This window comes from Vibrio comitans, assembly GCA_024346835.1.
Classification (GTDB): domain Bacteria; phylum Pseudomonadota; class Gammaproteobacteria; order Enterobacterales; family Vibrionaceae; genus Vibrio; species Vibrio comitans.
Genome location: AP024867.1, coordinates 393,692 through 412,302, shown reverse-complemented (window position 1 = coordinate 412,302; position 18,611 = coordinate 393,692). Strand labels below are relative to the sequence as shown.

The window sequence follows — 18,611 nt, the reverse complement described above, 5'->3', positions numbered from 1 at the left end:
CTCATCCTTATGAAATGAAAACGCTGTTGCTCTAGAGCAACAGCGTTTTTTTATATCTTTAATTAGAAAGCGAGTGGAGATAGGTCGTGATATTCCCACTTATCTTGCTCGGTAATAGTTCGCATGACTTTACAAGGGCTGCCTACAGCGATGACCCCCGCAGGAATATCTTTGGTCACGACACTGCCCGCACCAATAATACTTCCTTCGCCAATAGTTACTCCACCGCATACCGTGGTATTCGCTCCTAGCCAAACATCGTCGTGCAAGGTTATAGGGCTTGATGCGTAAAGACCTACAGCAGAACGTTGATAAGGGTCGATGGCATGCTCTACACAAGCTAACACACTGCCTGGGCCTATCATCACGTTGGCACCAATATGCACGGCAGAGGTATCTAAAATAACGCAGTTGTAATTGAGAAGAGCAAAGCCTTTGAAATGAATATTGAAGCCATAGTCACAGCGAAAGTGAGGCTCAATATTCATAAAAGAGGTCACAGTACCAAACAATTCTTTATAGAAAGTTTGTCTCTGTTCTATGTCATCGGGATGAGAATTATTGAGTTCAAAGCAGAGGCGCTTAGCCTTGGATTGAAGCTTTTTATCATCACGGTCAAACTTATGGATGAAGGGCTCATTTGAAGTGAGTTTGTCGATGAAAGTCATGGGCGTAGTAATGTTGAAAGCAAGTGCCATTACTTTATCAATCAAGCGATACAAAAAATCAGGCTTTAGTCGAGAAAACAGGAATTGTTACGAATTGAATTGCCTACTGTTTGTGAATTTTAGTGCGCGCCTTTTGAACTTTGTCAGGGAATATGAGTAAAACATAGTACTGCAAAGCCAAACTAAAAACGCTATATTCAATAGACAAACTAAATTGCCGTTGTAACGCGGGAATTGCAATAACTGGCTGATGATAACCCTTTTTGTTAAGGTAAATCACTGAGTGAAGGAACAACTCAGGCAGAGTGCACCAAATGATGGAGTAGGGTATGCATAAAGCACTAAGATTAGCTGCGTGCGCAGTGATAACCTTTTCGCCGCTTCAGGCTTCGGCCTCAGAAGGCGGTGCGAGCACGTACATCATTAACGGCGTCGCGGTCTCTATTCAGGCTTTCCCCTCTTTCTCGAGTCTCTACTTTGATCAGTTGAATACGTCTGGCCTTTATCAAAATTATTGCGGCGCCACCATTCTAGATGAATACCATGTTCTCACAGCTGCTCACTGTGTAGAGGGAGATTCGTACTACTACACCTACACTTCGATAGCTCCTCAGTTGCAAGACGAGCAGCAGGTTTTAAGTGGTTTCGTACAACTTATTCGCGCAAGCGAGTTTTATTACCCTGATACTTTCGTAGATAGTGAAGCACTAAGTTGGCCAGACGATATAGCGATTATCAAGCTCGAATCGCCTATGCCCGTCGACCCAGCAGACTACGTGACTTTAGCTGCGGCCAGTGACATCGCCACCTATGATGTAGTTGGAACAGAAATGATCGTTATTGGGCATGGTTATACTCGCTCCGGCAATGATGACGCCGACATTCTTCAGGGTACAACCCAATCCTTACTGTCCTCTTCACAATGTCGCTCTGCAGATATTAGTAGTAAGCAGTTATGCTTAATTGGAGACTATAGCTCAGACACTGAGTTATTAAATTCCACATGTGGAGGCGATTCAGGCGGGCCACTGTTTTGGTATAACGGTAGCCAGTATGTTCAGGTAGGCATTACCAGTTATGGACCTACTCAGTGTGGTAACCCAGACTCAGATTATTCTTCTGCTTATACAGAAGTGGCGGAGTATAGAGATTGGATCGCAAACGTTCTGGCTGGAAGCGTGACACCTCAAGTTGTGGTCACAGAATTTGATCGAGAAAATTACACGCCAGATGACGGAGACAGTGTTTTCGATGACACTTCTGGAGGCAGTGTATCTTGGGCTTGGTTAATGGCCCTGCTCATTGGGCGCGGGTTGTTGTCTCGCCGACCAAAGCATTAATCTCCCTCCCTATTTAATACATTCCTTTCGGTAGTGGCCGGTTATTGTTGTTATAATCACAACAATAACCCCACAGTAGACCTATTCATGCTTACTCGCTCTGATGATCTCGAAATCCTTGTTACTGTTGTTGATAGCGGTGGTTTCTCTGCCGCTGCGGAAGCATTAGATATTCAAGTTGCCAGAGTGTCGCGCTCGGTGAGTAAGATTGAGAAGCAATTGGGCGTGTCCATTCTCAACCGAACAACACGACGGGTAGAACTAACGGATGAAGGGCGGCAGTTCATTGATGCTGCTCGATTAGGCTTGCAGCAATTGCAAAAGGCCGAGGATGATATTGTTTCTCGAGGGGAGTTACCTAAGGGGCGTTTGCGAGTGGATGCCGCAAGCCCTTTCGTTTTTCATCAGCTAGTCCCCCTTGTTAAGGAGTTCAATCAGGCTTATCCGGACATTAAGCTTGAACTCACTTCCAATGAAGGTTTTGTTGATTTACTAGAGAAGAAAACGGATATCGCCATTCGTATTGGCTCTCTCACTGACTCAACCTTGCATGCCAAACCGTTAGGGAAAAGTCTTCTCTATATTGTGGCTTCGCCTGAATATTTGTCTCGCAGAGGAATACCAAAGCAAACCAGCGATCTTTCTACTCATGACATCATAGGTTTTGCTGGAGTTAAGGTACTTAATGATTGGCCGTTGAAGGGGTTCTCTCCCTTAGAGCAAACTTTTACCTCAAGCAATGGAGAGACAGTGAGGCAGTTGGCACTTGAAGGGAATGGGATCGCGTGCTTATCTGGTTTTATGGTGAATAGAGATATACAGGCTGGGCGCCTAGTATCCTTATTGGAAGGTGACAAGATCAGCAATACAGGGCGAGAGTTGGTGAACGCTGTTTACTACCGCTCTTCTAACGTATCAAAACGCATCTCGGCGTTTATAGAGTTTATTCAGCCCAAACTCACGCTATAAGTCACTCAGCTGGACGCTAAGATTGTTTTTGATCCACTGAACAGTTGGAGAAAGGAGAGTGACTCTGCTTGGCAACCTTATCAGCTGCCCTAGCTTCTTGTGATACGTGGTAAAGATTATTCATAAAGAAGCCAACTATAACCCCTAAGATGACAAATTGTATAGGCTTTAAATTCATTCTAACCCTCATAAATGATAACGCTTAGCCTTGATAGTTAAGCGTAGACCGAATTTAGAGGGCTTTCAAAAGCGAATTGTCTCTATATATTATTTAAAACAGACGTCAGCCCAACGTGCTAAGCCTGCGGTAACAGACCCAAAATAATTGCCACTCACTACCGGCACATTAGGTAATACTGTTTGTACTGCATCTCTTAGCACAACAGAACGTGCTGAGCCACCGGTCATGAATATCGCGTCTGGAGTGGTTTGCGATTGCTGAACCGCTTCCAGAACTAACTTAGTGATCTTCTCTTTAGGTACTTCAATGGCTTGCTCCATTTCGTGTCTCAACACCGGAACCTCTACCACCTCACTGAGAAGTTTGATCTGGGCTAGATAGCTGTCATTCTCAGACAAAGCAATCTTGGCACTTTCTGCTTGAGACACTATGCCGTAGCCAAGCGCACCTTGGTGAACTTCAATCATTCTTGCAAGCTTGGCTGGTTCACACGCTTCACGATGTAACTGTTTGAGTAGGGCTAGGTTTTCTTTACCGTAAAAGTCGCGTTGCGCCTGAACGTTATTAATCAAAATAGAGTGCCAAAATTGGCTAATAGGTATTTCAAGGCCTGATTGTTTTCGGCTTCCCTTACCGAACTCAGTCATAAATTGCTTATAGGCGATATGGATATCGAGATCGTTACCCCCTACAAGCTGTCCTGTATGGCCAAGTAGCGTCTCTTTTCGATCGCTTTTACCAAGCCAAGATGGGCCCATTTGAATCATGGAGCAGTCAGTTGTACCACCACCGATATCAACCACTAGCACGTTTTGGTCAGAGGTTAATGTGCTCTCATAGTCGAGCCCAGCAGCAACGGGTTCAAATTGAAATTCGACGTTCTTAAAGCCAGCTCTGGTCGCCGCTCTTAGTAATATGTCTTGTGCTTGCTGGTTTGATTCTTCTCCACCACGACCAAGAAAGTTTACAGGTCGACCTATAACGGTATCTTCAACCGCTCTTTCAAGAGATAGCTCTGCTTGAGATTTCACGTTTTCCATCATGGCGCACACCAAGTCTTCAAAGAAGGCTAATTGCACGTCACGCAAGCCTCTAGCACCTAAGAAAGACTTAGGTGATTTGATGTAGTAGACATCCTTTGGATCTTCTAAGTACAGATCTAGAGCCGGTTGCCCAAACAGGATTTCTTCTTCCATAACATCGATGCCTTCCTCTCGGTTAGCACGAATAGCACGCTGCAATACGGCTTCACCAGGCTGTGTGATCGGCATGATGTTCTTGCGACGATAAAGGTATTCAGAGACCGACTCAGAGGTTGGGGCACATAAGGTCGACGAGATGTATTTGTCGCCATTGCTTAGTGGAATTTGGATTGCTTGGTTATCGATAATATGTGCCACGGAGCAGTTTGCGGTACCGTAATCAAAACCTATTGCCATGTGTCCTCCAAAGACCAGTAAGTGCTGCAAAAAAGGGGCGCAATTAAACCTTGTTTAGGTAGTGAAGGTCAAGGGGATATGAGGGAAATAAAGGGTAACTTTTGATGATTGAAAACTTCGAGTTTAGATGACTATCCAATGGTTATCCCAGTAGATCCCCGCGAGGCTTCCACTGGCGTTATGTGCTTGTTCATCACCTGTATACAAGGTGCCTTTGTTATCCACTATGTAATAATTGTGCTTGGTTGATGCTAGAGCGCATCCATCGGCGACAAAACGCACCTGCTTTAGCTTACCTGTTTGCCGATCAAATAGGGCAATTCGGTTTCCTCTAGGCGAAGAGACGATAAGGGTTGTGTCAGTTACCGCAAGTGAACCTATGTATCCCTCAAACCCTAGCCATTCTTCGGTATCTAATGGTAGGGGATTGAGATATTCAGCGTCTGTTTTTGTAAAGACAAGAGAAGATAGCGATTCATCTGGGGCTTGGGATTGAACGCCAACAAAGACTTGGTCTTGAGGCGTTACTGCTATATGTCGGATAGAGAGCAAAGGATCTTCAAGATGAGCTTGAGAGGTGATTTTCCCTGTATCCTTATTTAAGGTTACGAGGGTCGAATGCATTGAATCAAGGTTTATCTTTTTCCTACCTTGGGTTTGAATACCGCCAACCGCAACGACCAAATCACCATTGGATAGCACTTCTATTTGGTGTGGACCAATACCAAAGTTACTGAACTTACCGATCCGTTGATAATCTTTCGCTACATCGTAAATGCCGATTACACCTTTGCAAGAATGGGTTTCTCCCTCTGATACATACAAAGTCTCACTGTCTGATGAATAGGCGGCGTGACCATAAAAAAAGCGATGCTGTACAGGCGTGATCCGCTGAACAAGCTGGCCATTGTCGAGTGAGATAATATCCACAAACTGGCCTTGTCGACGCGCAATCACCGCAAGATGCTGGTGGGTAGTATTACTTGCCAAACCATGCCCACGAGCAGGAAGCGGGTGAGAGTACTTTAGCTTACCTTGAGGCGTTACTGCAGCGGCAAAGTAGTTCCCTTTACCGTCTGTAGCGCACCCAGCAATAGCGGTAGGTTGCTCTTTCGCTAGTGAAACAGCGCAACCAGGCAGAAGTGTGATTCCTAGCGCGGAGGAAGATTTAAGGAACGTTCGTCTGTTTATCATTATGTTAATCACCGTCCGTAGAGTTGAAGCCTACGACTATGCCTAGCTTCATTGCCGCTTCAGTAGCGATTAAATAGTGAACGTACTCAACCTTATTATATTGCGCCAATGCTCGCTGATAGCCTTGTGCAGAGCTTAAATCTGAGAACAACGATGCCTTGGCAGGCCAACTATTAACAGAGCTTTTAATTGTGCTAGATATTGATTCGGCTAATACTGAGTCGACATCTTGCAAGATATCAATAAGGCCATTGGGCGCATGCACTAAAGCGTCAATAGTCTGCCAATTGGCAAATAGATTGGCGTACGAGGTTTGTGAGCGCCATGATTCAGCAAAGTAAGGACGCGGCTTACCTATTTTTGCGAGTGGTCGAGAGAGTTTTTTCTGCATGTAGTCTAATTGGTCATTAAGCAATGAAATGTATTCCACATTCCACTGCTTTTCCTCGAGATCTTTCCATGGATTCATTGACCAAGCGTCACGCACAGTTTCCGAGGTTTGTAATAAACGCTTCGAAATAGTGACTCCCAATGCACAGCGATTTTCTAAGCTAAATTCCTCAGCCATTTCATCATATAGCAGCCATTCAATGGCACTCAGCCCTTGTAATGTGGCACTTAGGTTTGACAGTTCTTTGGGCGAAACATTCGGGTTGGTAGATAGTTGGGCTTTCATCTGCCGGCCTGTTGTATTTTTTTTGTCAGGCCAAAATTGCACTTTCCAAGCCAGTTCTTGAAGCTCTTCAGGGCCACTGCTTTGCCCTTGAAAGGCCATCCAAGCTAGCATGGTTTTGTGCCACTGATTCTGCAGTTCGGTCAATGACTGTTCATCGCTACTAGATAAACATTGTGTTTGAAATGCTTGGTGCAGATTCACGCTGTTCGAATAAAACAGTTCGGCGTGTTGATGTTGTAGCTGATACACCGCTTGGCTGGGATGCTGCGTAACCTCAAACTGGCTCGATTCCAGAGAGGATAGATTGCTTGAGTTAGGGGAACTGCTCGAACAACCGGACAAGATGGTAGAAAATACAAATGCCGTCATGCTTAGTTTTTTAATTGGAAAAGACATAATCAATACCTACTACAAAGATTCTAAGAAGCGGATAAGCGCATCGCGCTCTTGCTGATTTAGCTTGAGAACAGCCTCTTTACTTTGCTGTGCTTCACCTCCATGCCAAAGCACCGCCTCCATCAGGTTTCGTGCTCTACCATCATGTAAGAAATAGGTATGTTTGTTGACCTCTTGAGTGTATCCAATCCCCCAAAGTGGTGCAGTGCGCCACTCTTGACCATTGGCAATGAATTCACCTCGGTTATCGGCCAAACCTTCCCCCATATCGTGTAATAACAGATCTGTATATGGATGTATGGTCTGTTTTGAAAGAGCAGGTAAGTCGGTTAGTTCCTTTGTTACGGCCTTTGGCTTGTGGCAACTGTCACAGCCCAATTGCGCAAATAAGGCTTGTCCTTGAATCACTGATTTATCATCGGTATCACGACGATTTGGAACCGCTAGATGTCGAGAGTAGAACTCGACAAAGTTCAGGATCTTGTCACTGACTTCAGGAGAGCCTCCGTTTGGAAGTTCCTGACAAATGGTTTGGGGCTGAGTGCAGTTTTCTTCAATGAAGATATTGCTAGTGATCCCGAGATCGCCATTAAATGCAGCCGCATTTTGTTGCATTAGAGTGGGTTGTCCTGCTTTCCAGCCAAATCGGCCAATGACGGTTTTTGCTTGTTTCTCATCCCAAACCTGATTCGCTTTACCAGAAATACCATCTTGATTGCTATCATTGATATCTTGCCAATCCAGTAGCTGACTGTCAGGGATCGCCTCAAGTAAACCAAGGCCAATCATTGGAGGGGCAATTCTTGCTGAGAGCTGAACGTTTTCAGACATAGGACCATAGTTCAAGTCACTGATCAGGATGCGAGGTTTTCGAAGCTCGACCGTGTAACCATCAGAAAATGTCTCAACATGAGTCGCGTAAGTGATCTGTATTTTCCCTTCGGGTTTGGCGCCAGTAATAGCAAAGTCTTGCAACTGCGCTCCATAGGTGGGATCTGGAATATTCCCTTGGGTGATCAGACGCTTCTTGTCTTCGTCACTTGATGCAGGAACTGAAAGCCGAATGAGCATAGACACCGTTTGAACCTCTCCTTCCTCTGGTGGGTGTCCTCTGCCATCTTTGATGTGACAGTTCTGGCAACCATTAGTATTAAAAAGTGGGCCCAGTCCATCTCTTGCATCAGTGGAGGCAGGGGCTTGTACCCATGGATTCCTAAAGAAGCTATTGCCGACGCTAAAATCCAGCCGATCTGACATAGGAAGATTGCCAGCGGGCTGAGAGAAGGCATTGGTGCCACTTTTGTTGATACCAGTTTTTCCACCAGAAGCGACACCATAGGCCATAACAGGTGATGCAATGGCTAGAGAAAGTAATGGTGCAAACAAAGGGGTGAGTAGGGTGGCTTTGATCATAACGAGAGACTTCTACTTCAATAAACTAAAACGGAAAAAGGGGCTCTAAGAGCCCCAGAGTGAAGATCGTCGAATTAAAACTCGTGATCAGCTGTATCTGGATTCAGGCTAGTAATGCCGATAACCCCAGCCGCTTTTTCTATTGCAGCCGTTTGAGCGACAAGTGCAGAGATCGAATCTTCAACCAGTTGATTACCTTCCGCGTTGTTGCTTGCGATGAGTTGATCAAAGTGCGTGTTGTTTTTCTCAGCAGAGTAAACTAGCTGACGAACTTGCGTTCTTGTTTGGTCAAATTGACCTTGGATTTCTTTTGCTTCTTCTTTGGATACTTGTGACACCAATTCATGAATACTTGGGCCAGTTAATAGGCTTCCATCGGCACGCAGATACATACCGGTATACACGTTGTAGATGCCTTGCTCGTTGTAGTAATGAGAGTTGTGGGTATTGTCAGAGAAACAGTCATGCTCGTCTTCGGTTGAATTGGCTTCCAAAGCTACCTTCATTCGTTCGCCGGCTAACTCACCAAGAGACAAAGAACCCATGCCGAACATCATTTTTCTTAGACCCGTTGTGGACGAGTCTGCCAGCAATTCTGAGCGGTAGTTATTGCTCGCACCATCAGCCCATTGCTGTTCCATCCAAGCAAGATCAGACACAAGAAGTTTTGCTGTAGCCTGTAAGTACTCTCCACGACGATCACAATGGTTGTTTGTACAAGCATCACCAACAACATAATCGGTGTACTGCCTAGCTCCGGCACCACTGCTATTACCATTCAAGTCTTGGCCCCACAGCAAAAACTCAATAGCGTGATAACCAGAGGCAACGTTGGCTTCTGAACCACCTAACTCATTTAGGCTTGCGATCAATTCAGGGGTAATACGCTGAGTATCTATGGTGTCAGCACCCACTTGTACTTGCTCATTGGCAATGATGTTGGCAACCGCGCCTTCGTTACCTAGTTCGGATTGATAGTTAGCATCAACATAATCAATTAAACCTTCGTCGAGAGGCCATGCATTTAGTTGGCCTTCCCAGTCATCTACAACAGGGTTACCAAAACGAAATACTTCAGATTGTTGGTAAGGTACTCGAGAATCAAGCCAGGCTTGTTTAGCTTCGGCAAGAGTTTGTTCGGAAGGTGATTCGACTAACGCATTGATCTTTGTTTCAAGCACTTTAGCGGTGATCAGTGAATCCTCGTAGACCGCATGCGCTAAGTCTGCATAGTGTTCGACAACTTGTTGTTCAGTAACTGCTGCGAAGCTTGAGGTGGCGGTAAGCGCTAGTGAGCTTAAAAGAGTAATTCTTCTATACATTCTATCGTCCTTGAATCATTAGTTATTACAAATGGTTTTAATTCTCATTTGTGTTTGATAGGTATCATATTTATTTCTAGAATGATTGCAAGTGGTAATTTTATGTAACTAAATGTAATTAGTTTGTATTGGTGGATAATTAGCCGATATTGTGATCTTGTCGTTATAATTACCAATTTTGATTTGAAGTGTTGCTAACAGTCGTGAAATATAAAATAGTTACATCATACAATTGTGAACTGGTCGAAGAGTGGTTTAGGCAGTTAAAGGCCAGTTTGGGCTTTTATAGGTAGGTAGTACTCATTTACGAAATGAATAAATAAGACCATTTAATAAGGAAGTATTGATCAAGAACAATCAGATTGAAGGATTCCTTTTACTTAAAATTAGAGTAACTACACTAATAATAGAGCAGTAACGCTTTGCCTAGTAATAAGGATTGCTTGAAGTGCAATGACATGGAATGTATATCGTGAAAAATCTACTAGTTTACCGCCTCATTAGACGGCAGAAAAAAAAGCAGAACGGTTTGGCCTTGGTTGAGTTTGCCGTTGTTTTTAGCCTTTTCTTGCTGATTTTGTTTACCATTATTGATTTTGCTTTGTTTGGTTATGTGAAGCTCACTATGCAACACGCTGTCCGAGAGGGAGCTCGCTATGCTGTTACTGGGCGAACAGATCTCGATCCTAATGAAGATGAACCTCTGCGTGAAAATGCCATTCTAGAAAAGATCTCTAGCTCCTCGGTTGGGATGCTTACCAAAGTTATGAAGATTGAAGATATTCGAGTTGAGGATATTGATGGGAATGCTGTAGCTGGATTCGGTGACCCAGGAGAATTGATCTCTATTCATTTGGACTGTGAATGGCCTGTATTGAGCCCGATACTTTATCCTTTGATTGAAGGTGGCACCTACAAATTTACTGTGAGTGCAGCAATGAAGAACGAAGAGTTTGGAGATGAAGTATGACCAGAAAATACAGGCGACTCTTCAATATACAGCAAGGTTTCTCAGCTGTAGAGATGACACTAATTACTCCAATTCTGCTGCTAATCCTTATGGCTATCTTTGAGTTAACACTCGTTCTACAGGCAAAAATTGTCCTACTCAATGTGAGTCGAGAAGGGGCGAGCTTGGTATCTCGGACAAGCAGTTATAGCGAGGAAGATGTGATGGATATCATCGCCAACGCTGCCAACCCTCTCGATCTGTTTAGTGATGGAACAATATTTATCAACGTAGTCACACTTGAAGATGCAGATAAATCCCCTTATGTGTCCAGACAAGTTAAATGGGTCAACTCTGGATTGAATGCTGAAAGTACCGTTTGGGACAATTGTAGCAATTGGGTGATTGAGTCCAATGTGAACACCTGCGATTTGCCGGATCGAGAAGAGGACGTGGCTATTGATAACTTCCCACTAGAGCTCTTAGAGGGGGAGTCGGTGTACGTAGTAGAGGTATTTTACAGATACAGCGCATTCTCAAGTTTTATTTTTGATAATGAATTCATTATGAACGAACGGACTTATTTATGATGAAGAATCTAAAAACGACTTTTAGAACAGAAAAGGGATTAGTTTCATTATTAATGGTTGCCGCCCTCCCTGTAATGCTTTTATTGGCTGGGTTGACTATAGATTCAGGTAGAGCCTACTTAGCAAAAGCTAAATTATTTGCGGCGGTTGATGCTGCAGGTATTGCTGCTGCTCGGGCTGCATCACTTGGAGAGAGTACGGCAAAGAAAGCAGCAGAGAGATATTTTTCTGCCAACATACCTACCTCTTTTCTTGAAGGTAATGCGAGCTTAACTGGTTTTCAGTTTGATGTTGATGAGTGGGGCAATGTTACTGTTGATATACAAGGTGACACCACTATTCCTACGGTTTTTATTTCTTTGATTGGGATAACTGATTGGACTGTTGGTGCCGAATCGCGAGTGATTCGTAGACCTGTGGATATTTCTCTAGTTGTCGATAACTCTGGATCACTTAGAGATGTATTTGATGTAGTGAAAAGTAGATCTAAAGCGTTTCTTAGCCACTTTAATACCGAATTTGATCGAGTAGCTATTAGCCAATTCGGTTATGGAGGCGAAACAGTCATTCCTTTTAATACTAGTGAGAGGAAATATTCAGGTACTGATGTAAGCGATGCTATTGATGCTATGACATACAGAACAGATGGCAATAATCACTATACAAATACTTCAGAAGGCACTTATCAAGGATACAAAGAGTTTGATGATTCAGATCCACTTTCTGCCAACTTAAAGGTACTAGTTATCTTTACAGATGGCGCTCCAAACACGTTTACTCATGATTTCGAGATAAGTGGATATACATACCGTTCCTCAATATCTTCGACTCATGATGGTGGCGACGAAGCTCGGGGTTTGTGGAGTGCTACGGAAATGAGAGACCGTATTCCTTATTATTATAGGAGCGGTGGAAGTTGGAACTATGTCTCCGATGACCGTGGTTCTAGCACTGATGACAATATATATCGATATGTTTCGATTGATAGCAATGAAAAATATACGCCTGATTCAACTAAGAATGTTTCTTTTCCACTGCTAGGTGGGCCGAGAGCTGGGAACTCGGGATATACAGCTTATTCGAGCAAAAGTGGTTTTGAAGAAAAAATTAAAGACATTTCTCGCGACCTTCCAGAAAAAATTGCATACAAGGCGAGAGAAGATGGTATCTATGTATTTACTTTAGGACTCGGCGATTCCTTAAAAGATAGTATGGGACATGGCACGGGGGAAGATATGCTCTACCGTATGGCGAATGATCCTAGAATGTTGAATCGAAATGCGACTAAAGATGAATTTGAGGAAGATCAAAAACAGGGTCTATATTGCTATGCAGAAGATGAACGAGATCTTGGTCCCTGTTTTGATAAAATGTTGGACGTCATTATTCGTTTGACGATGTAAAAGGTTATTTTCAAAAGCGCTTGGTTTGCCAAGCGCTTTTTTATTAGCTAAAACAACTGCTTATTAATAGTGTGAGTATGTCGAAACCATATATTTAAACGCAATTTGTTTCTTATTCTGTAAATTCAGCATCATTTTTCTTCTGTTGCAAAACATTGCAAGTGACTTTATGATGCTTGCAATTGAATGCAAATGTGACTAATTATCATTTGTATTGACGATAAATTAATCAATTGTAGATTCAGAAAAAGATGCTAACTCAAACCTTTAAGCCAAACTTTATAGCCCTTTCTGTTATAGCTGGGATGCTAAATTCAACCTCTGTTTTTGCACAAACAGAGCAAACTCAAGATATTGAAACCATTTCAGTTCTTGGTAAGACCTATCGAAATACGGCAACTAAGACGTCCCTTGAGCCAGAAGAAACGCCTCAAGCCATCAATATCATTGAAAATGAGCAATTAGATCAGCGTGGTGTTAAGTCTCTTAACCAAGCGCTTCGCTATACGCCTGGTGTAGTAACAGAGCAAAAAGGTAGCTCTGTCACTATGTACGATACGTTCAATATTCGTGGTTTTAACGTCAATCAGAGCTATTACGATGGTTTAGTTCTGCAATATCTGACGGGTTGGAACCTGCAGCCACAAATTGATCCTATTGCTATCCAACAAATCGAAGTATTTAAAGGTCCAACGTCGGTACTGTACGGTGCTATGCCACCGGGTGGTATGGTGAACATGATCGCTAAATCGCCACAGGCTGAGTCAAACACTGATATAAGTGTTGGAACGGGCTCTCGTAATCTAATGGAAGCTTCCATAGATTCTACGGGGCAGATTGGCGACTCTAATTTCAATTATCGTTTCATTGGCCTTGCTAGAAAACAAGATAGTCAAGTTAATCATGCTGAAGAAGAGCGTTATGTAATTGCTCCCTCTATTGATTGGAATGTTAGTGAGAACACTCTAATCAACTTCAACCTGTACTATCAGAATGACCCTTCTATGGGGATTAACTCTGCTATGCCAGCATCTGGAATGTTTGTTGATAGTCCAACAGGTGAATCCACAAATCCGAATACGTTTGTGGGTGATAAGAACTGGAGCACTTTTGAGCGTGAGTTCTTGCTAGTAGGGTATAAGGTTGATCATAAGTTCAATAACAACTGGTCTTTCTTGCAAAATGCCCGTTACATGCAGGCAGATCTGTATCAAGAGAATACGTATCACAGCTGTTACACATATGGCGGCGTCGAATACTGTGACTTTGATGAGTCCACAGGAAATCTTTCTCGAAATATCTATAGCACTGACGAATCTTCAAAAGGTATAACAATTGATAACCAGCTTTCAGGTTATGTAGTATCTGGCAACTGGGAGCACAATTTATTGCTTGGTGTTGATTACCAGCGATCGAAGGGAGACTCCGCATATAAGGAATTTGCTTCTAGCGACAGTTCTTTTTATGACTTTAATATTTTCAACCCTAACAATGATTTGTTAGACCGTTCTTCTTTGACTGAAACGTACGCACAGAATGACGATATTGAAGTAGAGCAGTTAGGTTTTTACCTTCAAGATCAGATTAGGCTAAACAACTTTGTTGTGCTGATGGGTGGACGTTATGATCTGTATACGGCTAAAAATGACAGTGACGTTTACGGATCATCTAAGGTCGAAGAGAATGAATTTTCATATCGCATCGGTGGCTTGTATGAGTTCAGTAACGGTATAGCGCCTTTTGTCAGCTATGCAACGAGCTTTGAACCTCAGGCTGGCCTGGACTCTTCAGGTAATCCTTTCAAGCCAGAAATGAGCAATCAAGTGGAGGCTGGATTAAAGTACACCTCTCCTGAGCGTTCTGTTTCTAGTACGATCACGGGCTACAGAATTGTCAAGAGTGATGCCATTATTGCAAACCCTGTAGATTATGTTGATCCAGCAGTTCAGGTCGGTGAAATCACTTCACAAGGTGTTGAAGTAGAAGGTAAGTGGTTTGTAAATGAAAATCTAGATGTGACTGCTAGTTACACATTCTCTGATGTAGAGATTACAGAAGATTCGGTGTATAGCTTGGAAGGAACTACCCCTATTTATGTTCCAGAGCACATGGCAAACTTGTGGGCGAATTACTTTATTTACGATGGTGCTCTTGGAGGTACACGTGCAAGTGCAGGCGTTCGTTACGTAGGTGAAATGTATGCTGATGCAACGAATACCCAAGGCAAGGTTCCTGACTATACAATCGTAGATTTGTCATTTGGCTATGACTTTGGTTACTTAGATAGCTCTATGTCTGGTGCATCTGCTAACCTAATCGTGAACAACGTGTTTGACGAAGAGTCTTACACTTGTTACGACATCTACAACTGCTGGTACGGCGCTGAACGTACAGTAGAGTTGAACTTTAACTACAACTTCTAATGCTAAGAGCGAGTCCTGATACCTCAGGTGAGGCAGTTCAAGTACATCAAGTAAGCCCGATGCAGGGTTTACTTGATAACTGCAGAACTTTATCACCCTACCTTGATGGCCAATCTCACCGTAATCCAAAGTTCGCTGAAGGCGAGCTTTGGATTTCTTCGTCTGAAGATGAGTTGGAATCGCTTCAATATTTATATGACAGCATACGACAGGCATATCCAGATGCTGGGCGAGTATATTGGGCAACCCGCACTTGGGATTTACTGTGTTGGCAGCCACTGGCTATAGCATTTGTCGCCGTGTATCAATCTGGCGTCGCTCCTTCCTTTGACAGCTTTCACCAAAGAGTGTCTCCTTGCCTTATCTCCGGTTTCCAGTTTCAAACGCAGATTTTGCAGTATGACAATATCGAGTCACTTATCCTGCGGGTATCTACTGACTTAGAGGCGTTGTTTTCTCAGTACAGAAAACGATTGAATGACATAACGCGGTGCTCTGAGAACTTCTCTAATCAACTGTTAGCCGATAACCTGCTCGGTAATTTGATTAACTTGCAACGACTGTCTCCAAGCACAGCTAGCGCAACTCTATTAGAGCAACTGCAATTTTGGATTGAAGGGTTGAAGCTACCTACTTCTATATGGAATACCATTGTTTCAAGTCCAAATGAACCTATCGTTCGAGTAAGGCGCAGTTGTTGCCTCGCCGATAGAGTTGAGGGAGGAGCGCTTTGTTCTGATTGCCCAAGATTGCAAAGCAATAAAACACAACAAAAGAAAGCATAAGTGGAAAAACTAACTTCATCTAATCAGATTACATTTGCGGCTAAGGCTTTGTCTGTTGGCTATGGTTCATCTGCAAAAACTCAACCTGTACTCAAAAACGTTAACTTAGATATCGAACCAGGTAAGCTGACCATACTTATCGGATCTAATGGCTGTGGTAAATCAACGCTATTGAAATGTATGGCAAGGGTGCTCAAACCAATGAGTGGGCAAGTACTGCTCAATGGCGAGGATATCAATAAACAGAATCCTAAATCAGTAGCAAAGCAATTGGCACTATTACCTCAAGGGCCTATTGCGCCTGAAGGTCTAACAGTCAAGCAATTGGTGGCGCAGGGACGTTATCCTCATCAGTCTTTTTTCCAGCAATGGAGCACTGAAGACGAGGAAGCGGTTTTAGAAGCGATGCAAATGGCCAACGTTGAAGAGTTGCAGAATCGTCCTATTAGTGAAATGTCGGGTGGTCAAAGGCAACGTTGTTGGATTGCAATGGTACTTGCTCAACAAACGGACATCATCTTGCTTGATGAACCAACGACTTATCTAGATTTAAAAGTGCAGGTAGATCTACTTTCTTTGTTGAGCCAACTTGCGCATGACCATGGCAGAACCTTGGTGGTTGTGCTTCACGAGCTCAATCTAGCGGCCTCTTATGCAGACCATCTTGTGATGGTCAAGAACGGCGAAATCTATGCTCAAGGTACGCCTGAAGCGGTGTTCACCGCCTCAAATCTACGACAAGTTTTCGGCCTACAAGCAAAAGTGCTGACAGATCCTGAAACAGGTAGTCAGATTTGTATTCCTACCGCCGTACCTCAGAGAAACATGTAATGCCTAAGATAAATATAAGGCTCATAGTTAGCCTTTGTGTCATTACTGTAGGTTTTACTTTAACTCTGTTTTGGCACTTATCTATCGGGACACAAAGTGTTTCCTTTTCTGAAGTGTTCCAAGCATTAGCTGCTTACGATGAAAACAATTTTACGCATTTGATCATTCGCGAGTTACGTTTACCTCGAGCGCTAGTCGCAGCCGCTGTAGGCGCAAGCTTGGCCGTTTCAGGTGCAGTAATGCAAGGGGTTACGCGCAATCCGCTAGCTGATCCAAGCCTACTTGGGATGATGTCTGGCGGAGCATTGACAGTCGTTATATTTATGAGTTTTTTCGGTCAAATGTTTTTAGTTTGGCTACCTGTTGCTGCCGCTATTGGTGCGGCAATGAGCGCCATTATTGTATGGACTATCGCTTCACGAACAAGAGGGGGCGCCTCACCTTTGAGCCTAATACTCGCGGGCTCTGCATATACTGCTTTCACCGTAGCACTACTCTCTTTGTTCAATCTGTTTGATGAGCGAACATTCGAGCAAATGCGCGTTTGGCTAGTTGGTTCACTTGTTGGAAGTAATCTAGAAAGTTTAGTTTGGTGTTTGCCGTGGATCGTTCTGGGTTTGGTTGGTGCAATCTTGCTATCACCGACGATTACCGCAATGTCTATGGGGGAACACATCGCTACAGGTTTAGGCATCAACGTAAATAGACGTAGATGGCAGTTATTGGTGTGTGTTGTTGTGTTGACAGCTGCATCCGTTGCTCTTGCGGGCCCGTTAGGCTTTATTGGCCTAGTTATTCCTCATGTAGTGCGAATTCTCGTTGGAGCCGATTACAGAGCTATTATTCCATGTTCAATCGTTGTAGGCGCAGGTTACCTGTTGGTTGTGGATTCGTTAGCTCGATACTTAATCCAACCTCAAGAAATAGCGACGGGGCTTATTACTGTTTTGCTTGGAACTCCGCTGTTTGTTTTATTGGTTAAAGTGAAGGTTCGATGATGGAACTTAAAGTGATTCGTTCTTCACGCTTGGGTGTTTCGTTTCTATGTAATGCGCGAGCAGTTATGGTGACCCTTGCCTTAATGCTTATCTTGGTCATTTTGTTTGTCGCAAGCTTGAGCATGGGAAGCTACGACCTTTCATTGTCTAACGTAGCGGGGTTAATACTTGCCCCTGATTCGAGTCAGTCGGCGTCAATACTGTTTGATTTTCGCTTGCCCAGAACTCTAGTCGCTGTATTAGCGGGTACCCTGTTTGCGCTGTCGGGAGCCATTCTACAAGGTATTACTCGAAACCCGCTTGCTGATCCTAGTTTAATTGGTATTAGTCAAGGGGCTGCTTTGACTGTGGTTATTGCGACTATGCTGTTCCCTGATGCGCTCACTCATTGGAGAGAGGTGATCGCGTTTACTGGCTCTTTGAGTGCCGCTTTCCTTATTCAATCTCTTAGCGGACAGTCACACAATCTAAAGTTTATTCTGATCGGTATTGGCGTAGCTGCCTTTGTTAGTGCGGTTACTTCTGTATTTCTAACCTACGGTGAAGTTCAAAGTGCCATGTCTGCCTTGACTTGGTTGGCAGGGAGTGTGCATACCGCAAGCTGGGGCGATGCGTCTCTACTGGCAGCGGTCGTCGCCCTAGTCTTATGTGCTTCGCTCCTCAATGGCAGGCGCTTGGATTCTATTCTGTTGGGTGATGAAGTGGCTATTGGCTTGGGCATCGAAATAAAGAAAGTGCAATTGATCCTGCTAATAGTGTCAGTTTTTGGCGCCGCGTTAGCGACTGCTATTGTTGGTCCCCTTGGGTTTGTGGGGTTGATTGCCTCTCACCTAGCAAGGGGTTTGAGTCACAGTGGTTCAACCAACCATTTAATCAACTCTGCATTAGTTGGGGCGCTACTTGTGCTATTTGCTGATCTTATCGGTCGAACAATGTTTGCTCCCACTCAGGTTGCTGCAGGGCTAGTAACCTCTCTTATTGGTGCGCCATTATTCGCATATTTGCTCATTAAAAAATCAAAGGATAATTAGAAG

At 43.7% G+C, this 18,611-nt stretch carries 16 protein-coding genes; 10 read left to right on the top strand and 6 right to left on the bottom strand.

Translation table 11 applies throughout. The features are described from left to right. Positions 1-62: 62 nt before the first annotated feature. Positions 63-698, bottom strand: coding sequence for a sugar O-acetyltransferase (locus OCU46_RS15685; protein ID WP_244311420.1), 636 nt, complete (start codon positions 696-698; stop codon positions 63-65). 299 nt (positions 699-997) lie between these two features. Between OCU46_RS15685 and OCU46_RS15680 the strand changes: the two genes are divergently transcribed. After that, positions 998-2,008: a S1 family peptidase gene (locus OCU46_RS15680; protein ID WP_141271844.1), complete on the top strand. Its 1,011-nt coding sequence runs from the start codon at positions 998-1,000 to the stop codon at positions 2,006-2,008. A gap of 87 nt (positions 2,009-2,095) precedes the next feature. Further along, a complete protein-coding gene (locus OCU46_RS15675) occupies positions 2,096-2,977 on the top strand; it encodes a LysR substrate-binding domain-containing protein (RefSeq protein WP_141271845.1) in 882 nt (293 codons plus the stop codon). Between the two features lie 267 nt (positions 2,978-3,244). On the opposite strand, the gene yegD is transcribed toward OCU46_RS15675, so the two are convergent. From yegD to OCU46_RS15650, 5 genes are all read right to left on the bottom strand, one after another. Next, positions 3,245-4,597 carry a molecular chaperone gene (yegD, locus tag OCU46_RS15670; protein ID WP_141271846.1) on the bottom strand — a complete coding sequence of 451 codons (1,353 nt, stop codon included), beginning with the start codon at positions 4,595-4,597 and terminating at the stop codon, positions 3,245-3,247. A gap of 123 nt (positions 4,598-4,720) precedes the next feature. Next, the gene (locus tag OCU46_RS15665; protein ID WP_141271847.1) at positions 4,721-5,791 is read right to left on the bottom strand and encodes a DUF1513 domain-containing protein; all 1,071 of its coding nucleotides are present in this window, start codon (positions 5,789-5,791) and stop codon (positions 4,721-4,723) included. Between the two features lie 4 nt (positions 5,792-5,795). Continuing rightward, positions 5,796-6,863, bottom strand: coding sequence for an imelysin family protein (locus OCU46_RS15660; protein ID WP_141271848.1), 1,068 nt, complete (start codon positions 6,861-6,863; stop codon positions 5,796-5,798). A 12-nt stretch (positions 6,864-6,875) separates the two neighbouring features. Further along, positions 6,876-8,276 carry a di-heme oxidoreductase family protein gene (locus tag OCU46_RS15655; RefSeq protein ID WP_167495399.1) on the bottom strand — a complete coding sequence of 467 codons (1,401 nt, stop codon included), beginning with the start codon at positions 8,274-8,276 and terminating at the stop codon, positions 6,876-6,878. 74 nt (positions 8,277-8,350) lie between these two features. Then, complete coding sequence (locus OCU46_RS15650) at positions 8,351-9,598, bottom strand: imelysin family protein (protein WP_141271849.1); 1,248 nt, start codon at positions 9,596-9,598, stop codon at positions 8,351-8,353. A gap of 472 nt (positions 9,599-10,070) precedes the next feature. Between OCU46_RS15650 and OCU46_RS15645 the strand changes: the two genes are divergently transcribed. The 8 genes from OCU46_RS15645 (at position 10,071) to OCU46_RS15610 (ending at position 18,608) form a co-directional block, all read left to right on the top strand. Then, positions 10,071-10,568 carry a TadE/TadG family type IV pilus assembly protein gene (locus tag OCU46_RS15645; RefSeq protein ID WP_244311421.1) on the top strand — a complete coding sequence of 166 codons (498 nt, stop codon included), beginning with the start codon at positions 10,071-10,073 and terminating at the stop codon, positions 10,566-10,568. Further along, complete coding sequence (locus OCU46_RS15640; RefSeq protein ID WP_141271851.1) at positions 10,565-11,137, top strand: TadE/TadG family type IV pilus assembly protein; 573 nt, start codon at positions 10,565-10,567, stop codon at positions 11,135-11,137. Before OCU46_RS15645 ends, OCU46_RS15640 begins: the two co-directional genes overlap by 4 nt. Then, complete coding sequence (locus OCU46_RS15635; protein ID WP_141271852.1) at positions 11,134-12,540, top strand: TadE/TadG family type IV pilus assembly protein; 1,407 nt, start codon at positions 11,134-11,136, stop codon at positions 12,538-12,540. Before OCU46_RS15640 ends, OCU46_RS15635 begins: the two co-directional genes overlap by 4 nt. A 251-nt stretch (positions 12,541-12,791) precedes the next feature. Further along, entirely contained in the window at positions 12,792-14,963 is a 2,172-nt protein-coding gene (locus tag OCU46_RS15630; RefSeq protein ID WP_141271853.1) for a TonB-dependent siderophore receptor, read from the top strand. Positions 14,964-15,022: 59 nt separating this feature from the next. Then, positions 15,023-15,748, top strand: coding sequence for a siderophore ferric iron reductase (locus OCU46_RS15625; protein ID WP_167495400.1), 726 nt, complete (start codon positions 15,023-15,025; stop codon positions 15,746-15,748). Beyond that, positions 15,749-16,579 (top strand): ABC transporter ATP-binding protein, encoded by an 831-nt coding sequence (locus tag OCU46_RS15620; RefSeq protein WP_244311422.1) that lies wholly within the window; start codon positions 15,749-15,751, stop codon positions 16,577-16,579. Beyond that, positions 16,579-17,577 carry a FecCD family ABC transporter permease gene (locus tag OCU46_RS15615; RefSeq protein ID WP_141271855.1) on the top strand — a complete coding sequence of 333 codons (999 nt, stop codon included), beginning with the start codon at positions 16,579-16,581 and terminating at the stop codon, positions 17,575-17,577. The genes OCU46_RS15620 and OCU46_RS15615 overlap by 1 nt, the downstream gene beginning before the upstream one ends. Continuing rightward, positions 17,574-18,608 (top strand): FecCD family ABC transporter permease, encoded by a 1,035-nt coding sequence (locus OCU46_RS15610; RefSeq protein ID WP_208733551.1) that lies wholly within the window; start codon positions 17,574-17,576, stop codon positions 18,606-18,608. The genes OCU46_RS15615 and OCU46_RS15610 overlap by 4 nt, the downstream gene beginning before the upstream one ends. Positions 18,609-18,611: the final 3 nt, after the last annotated feature.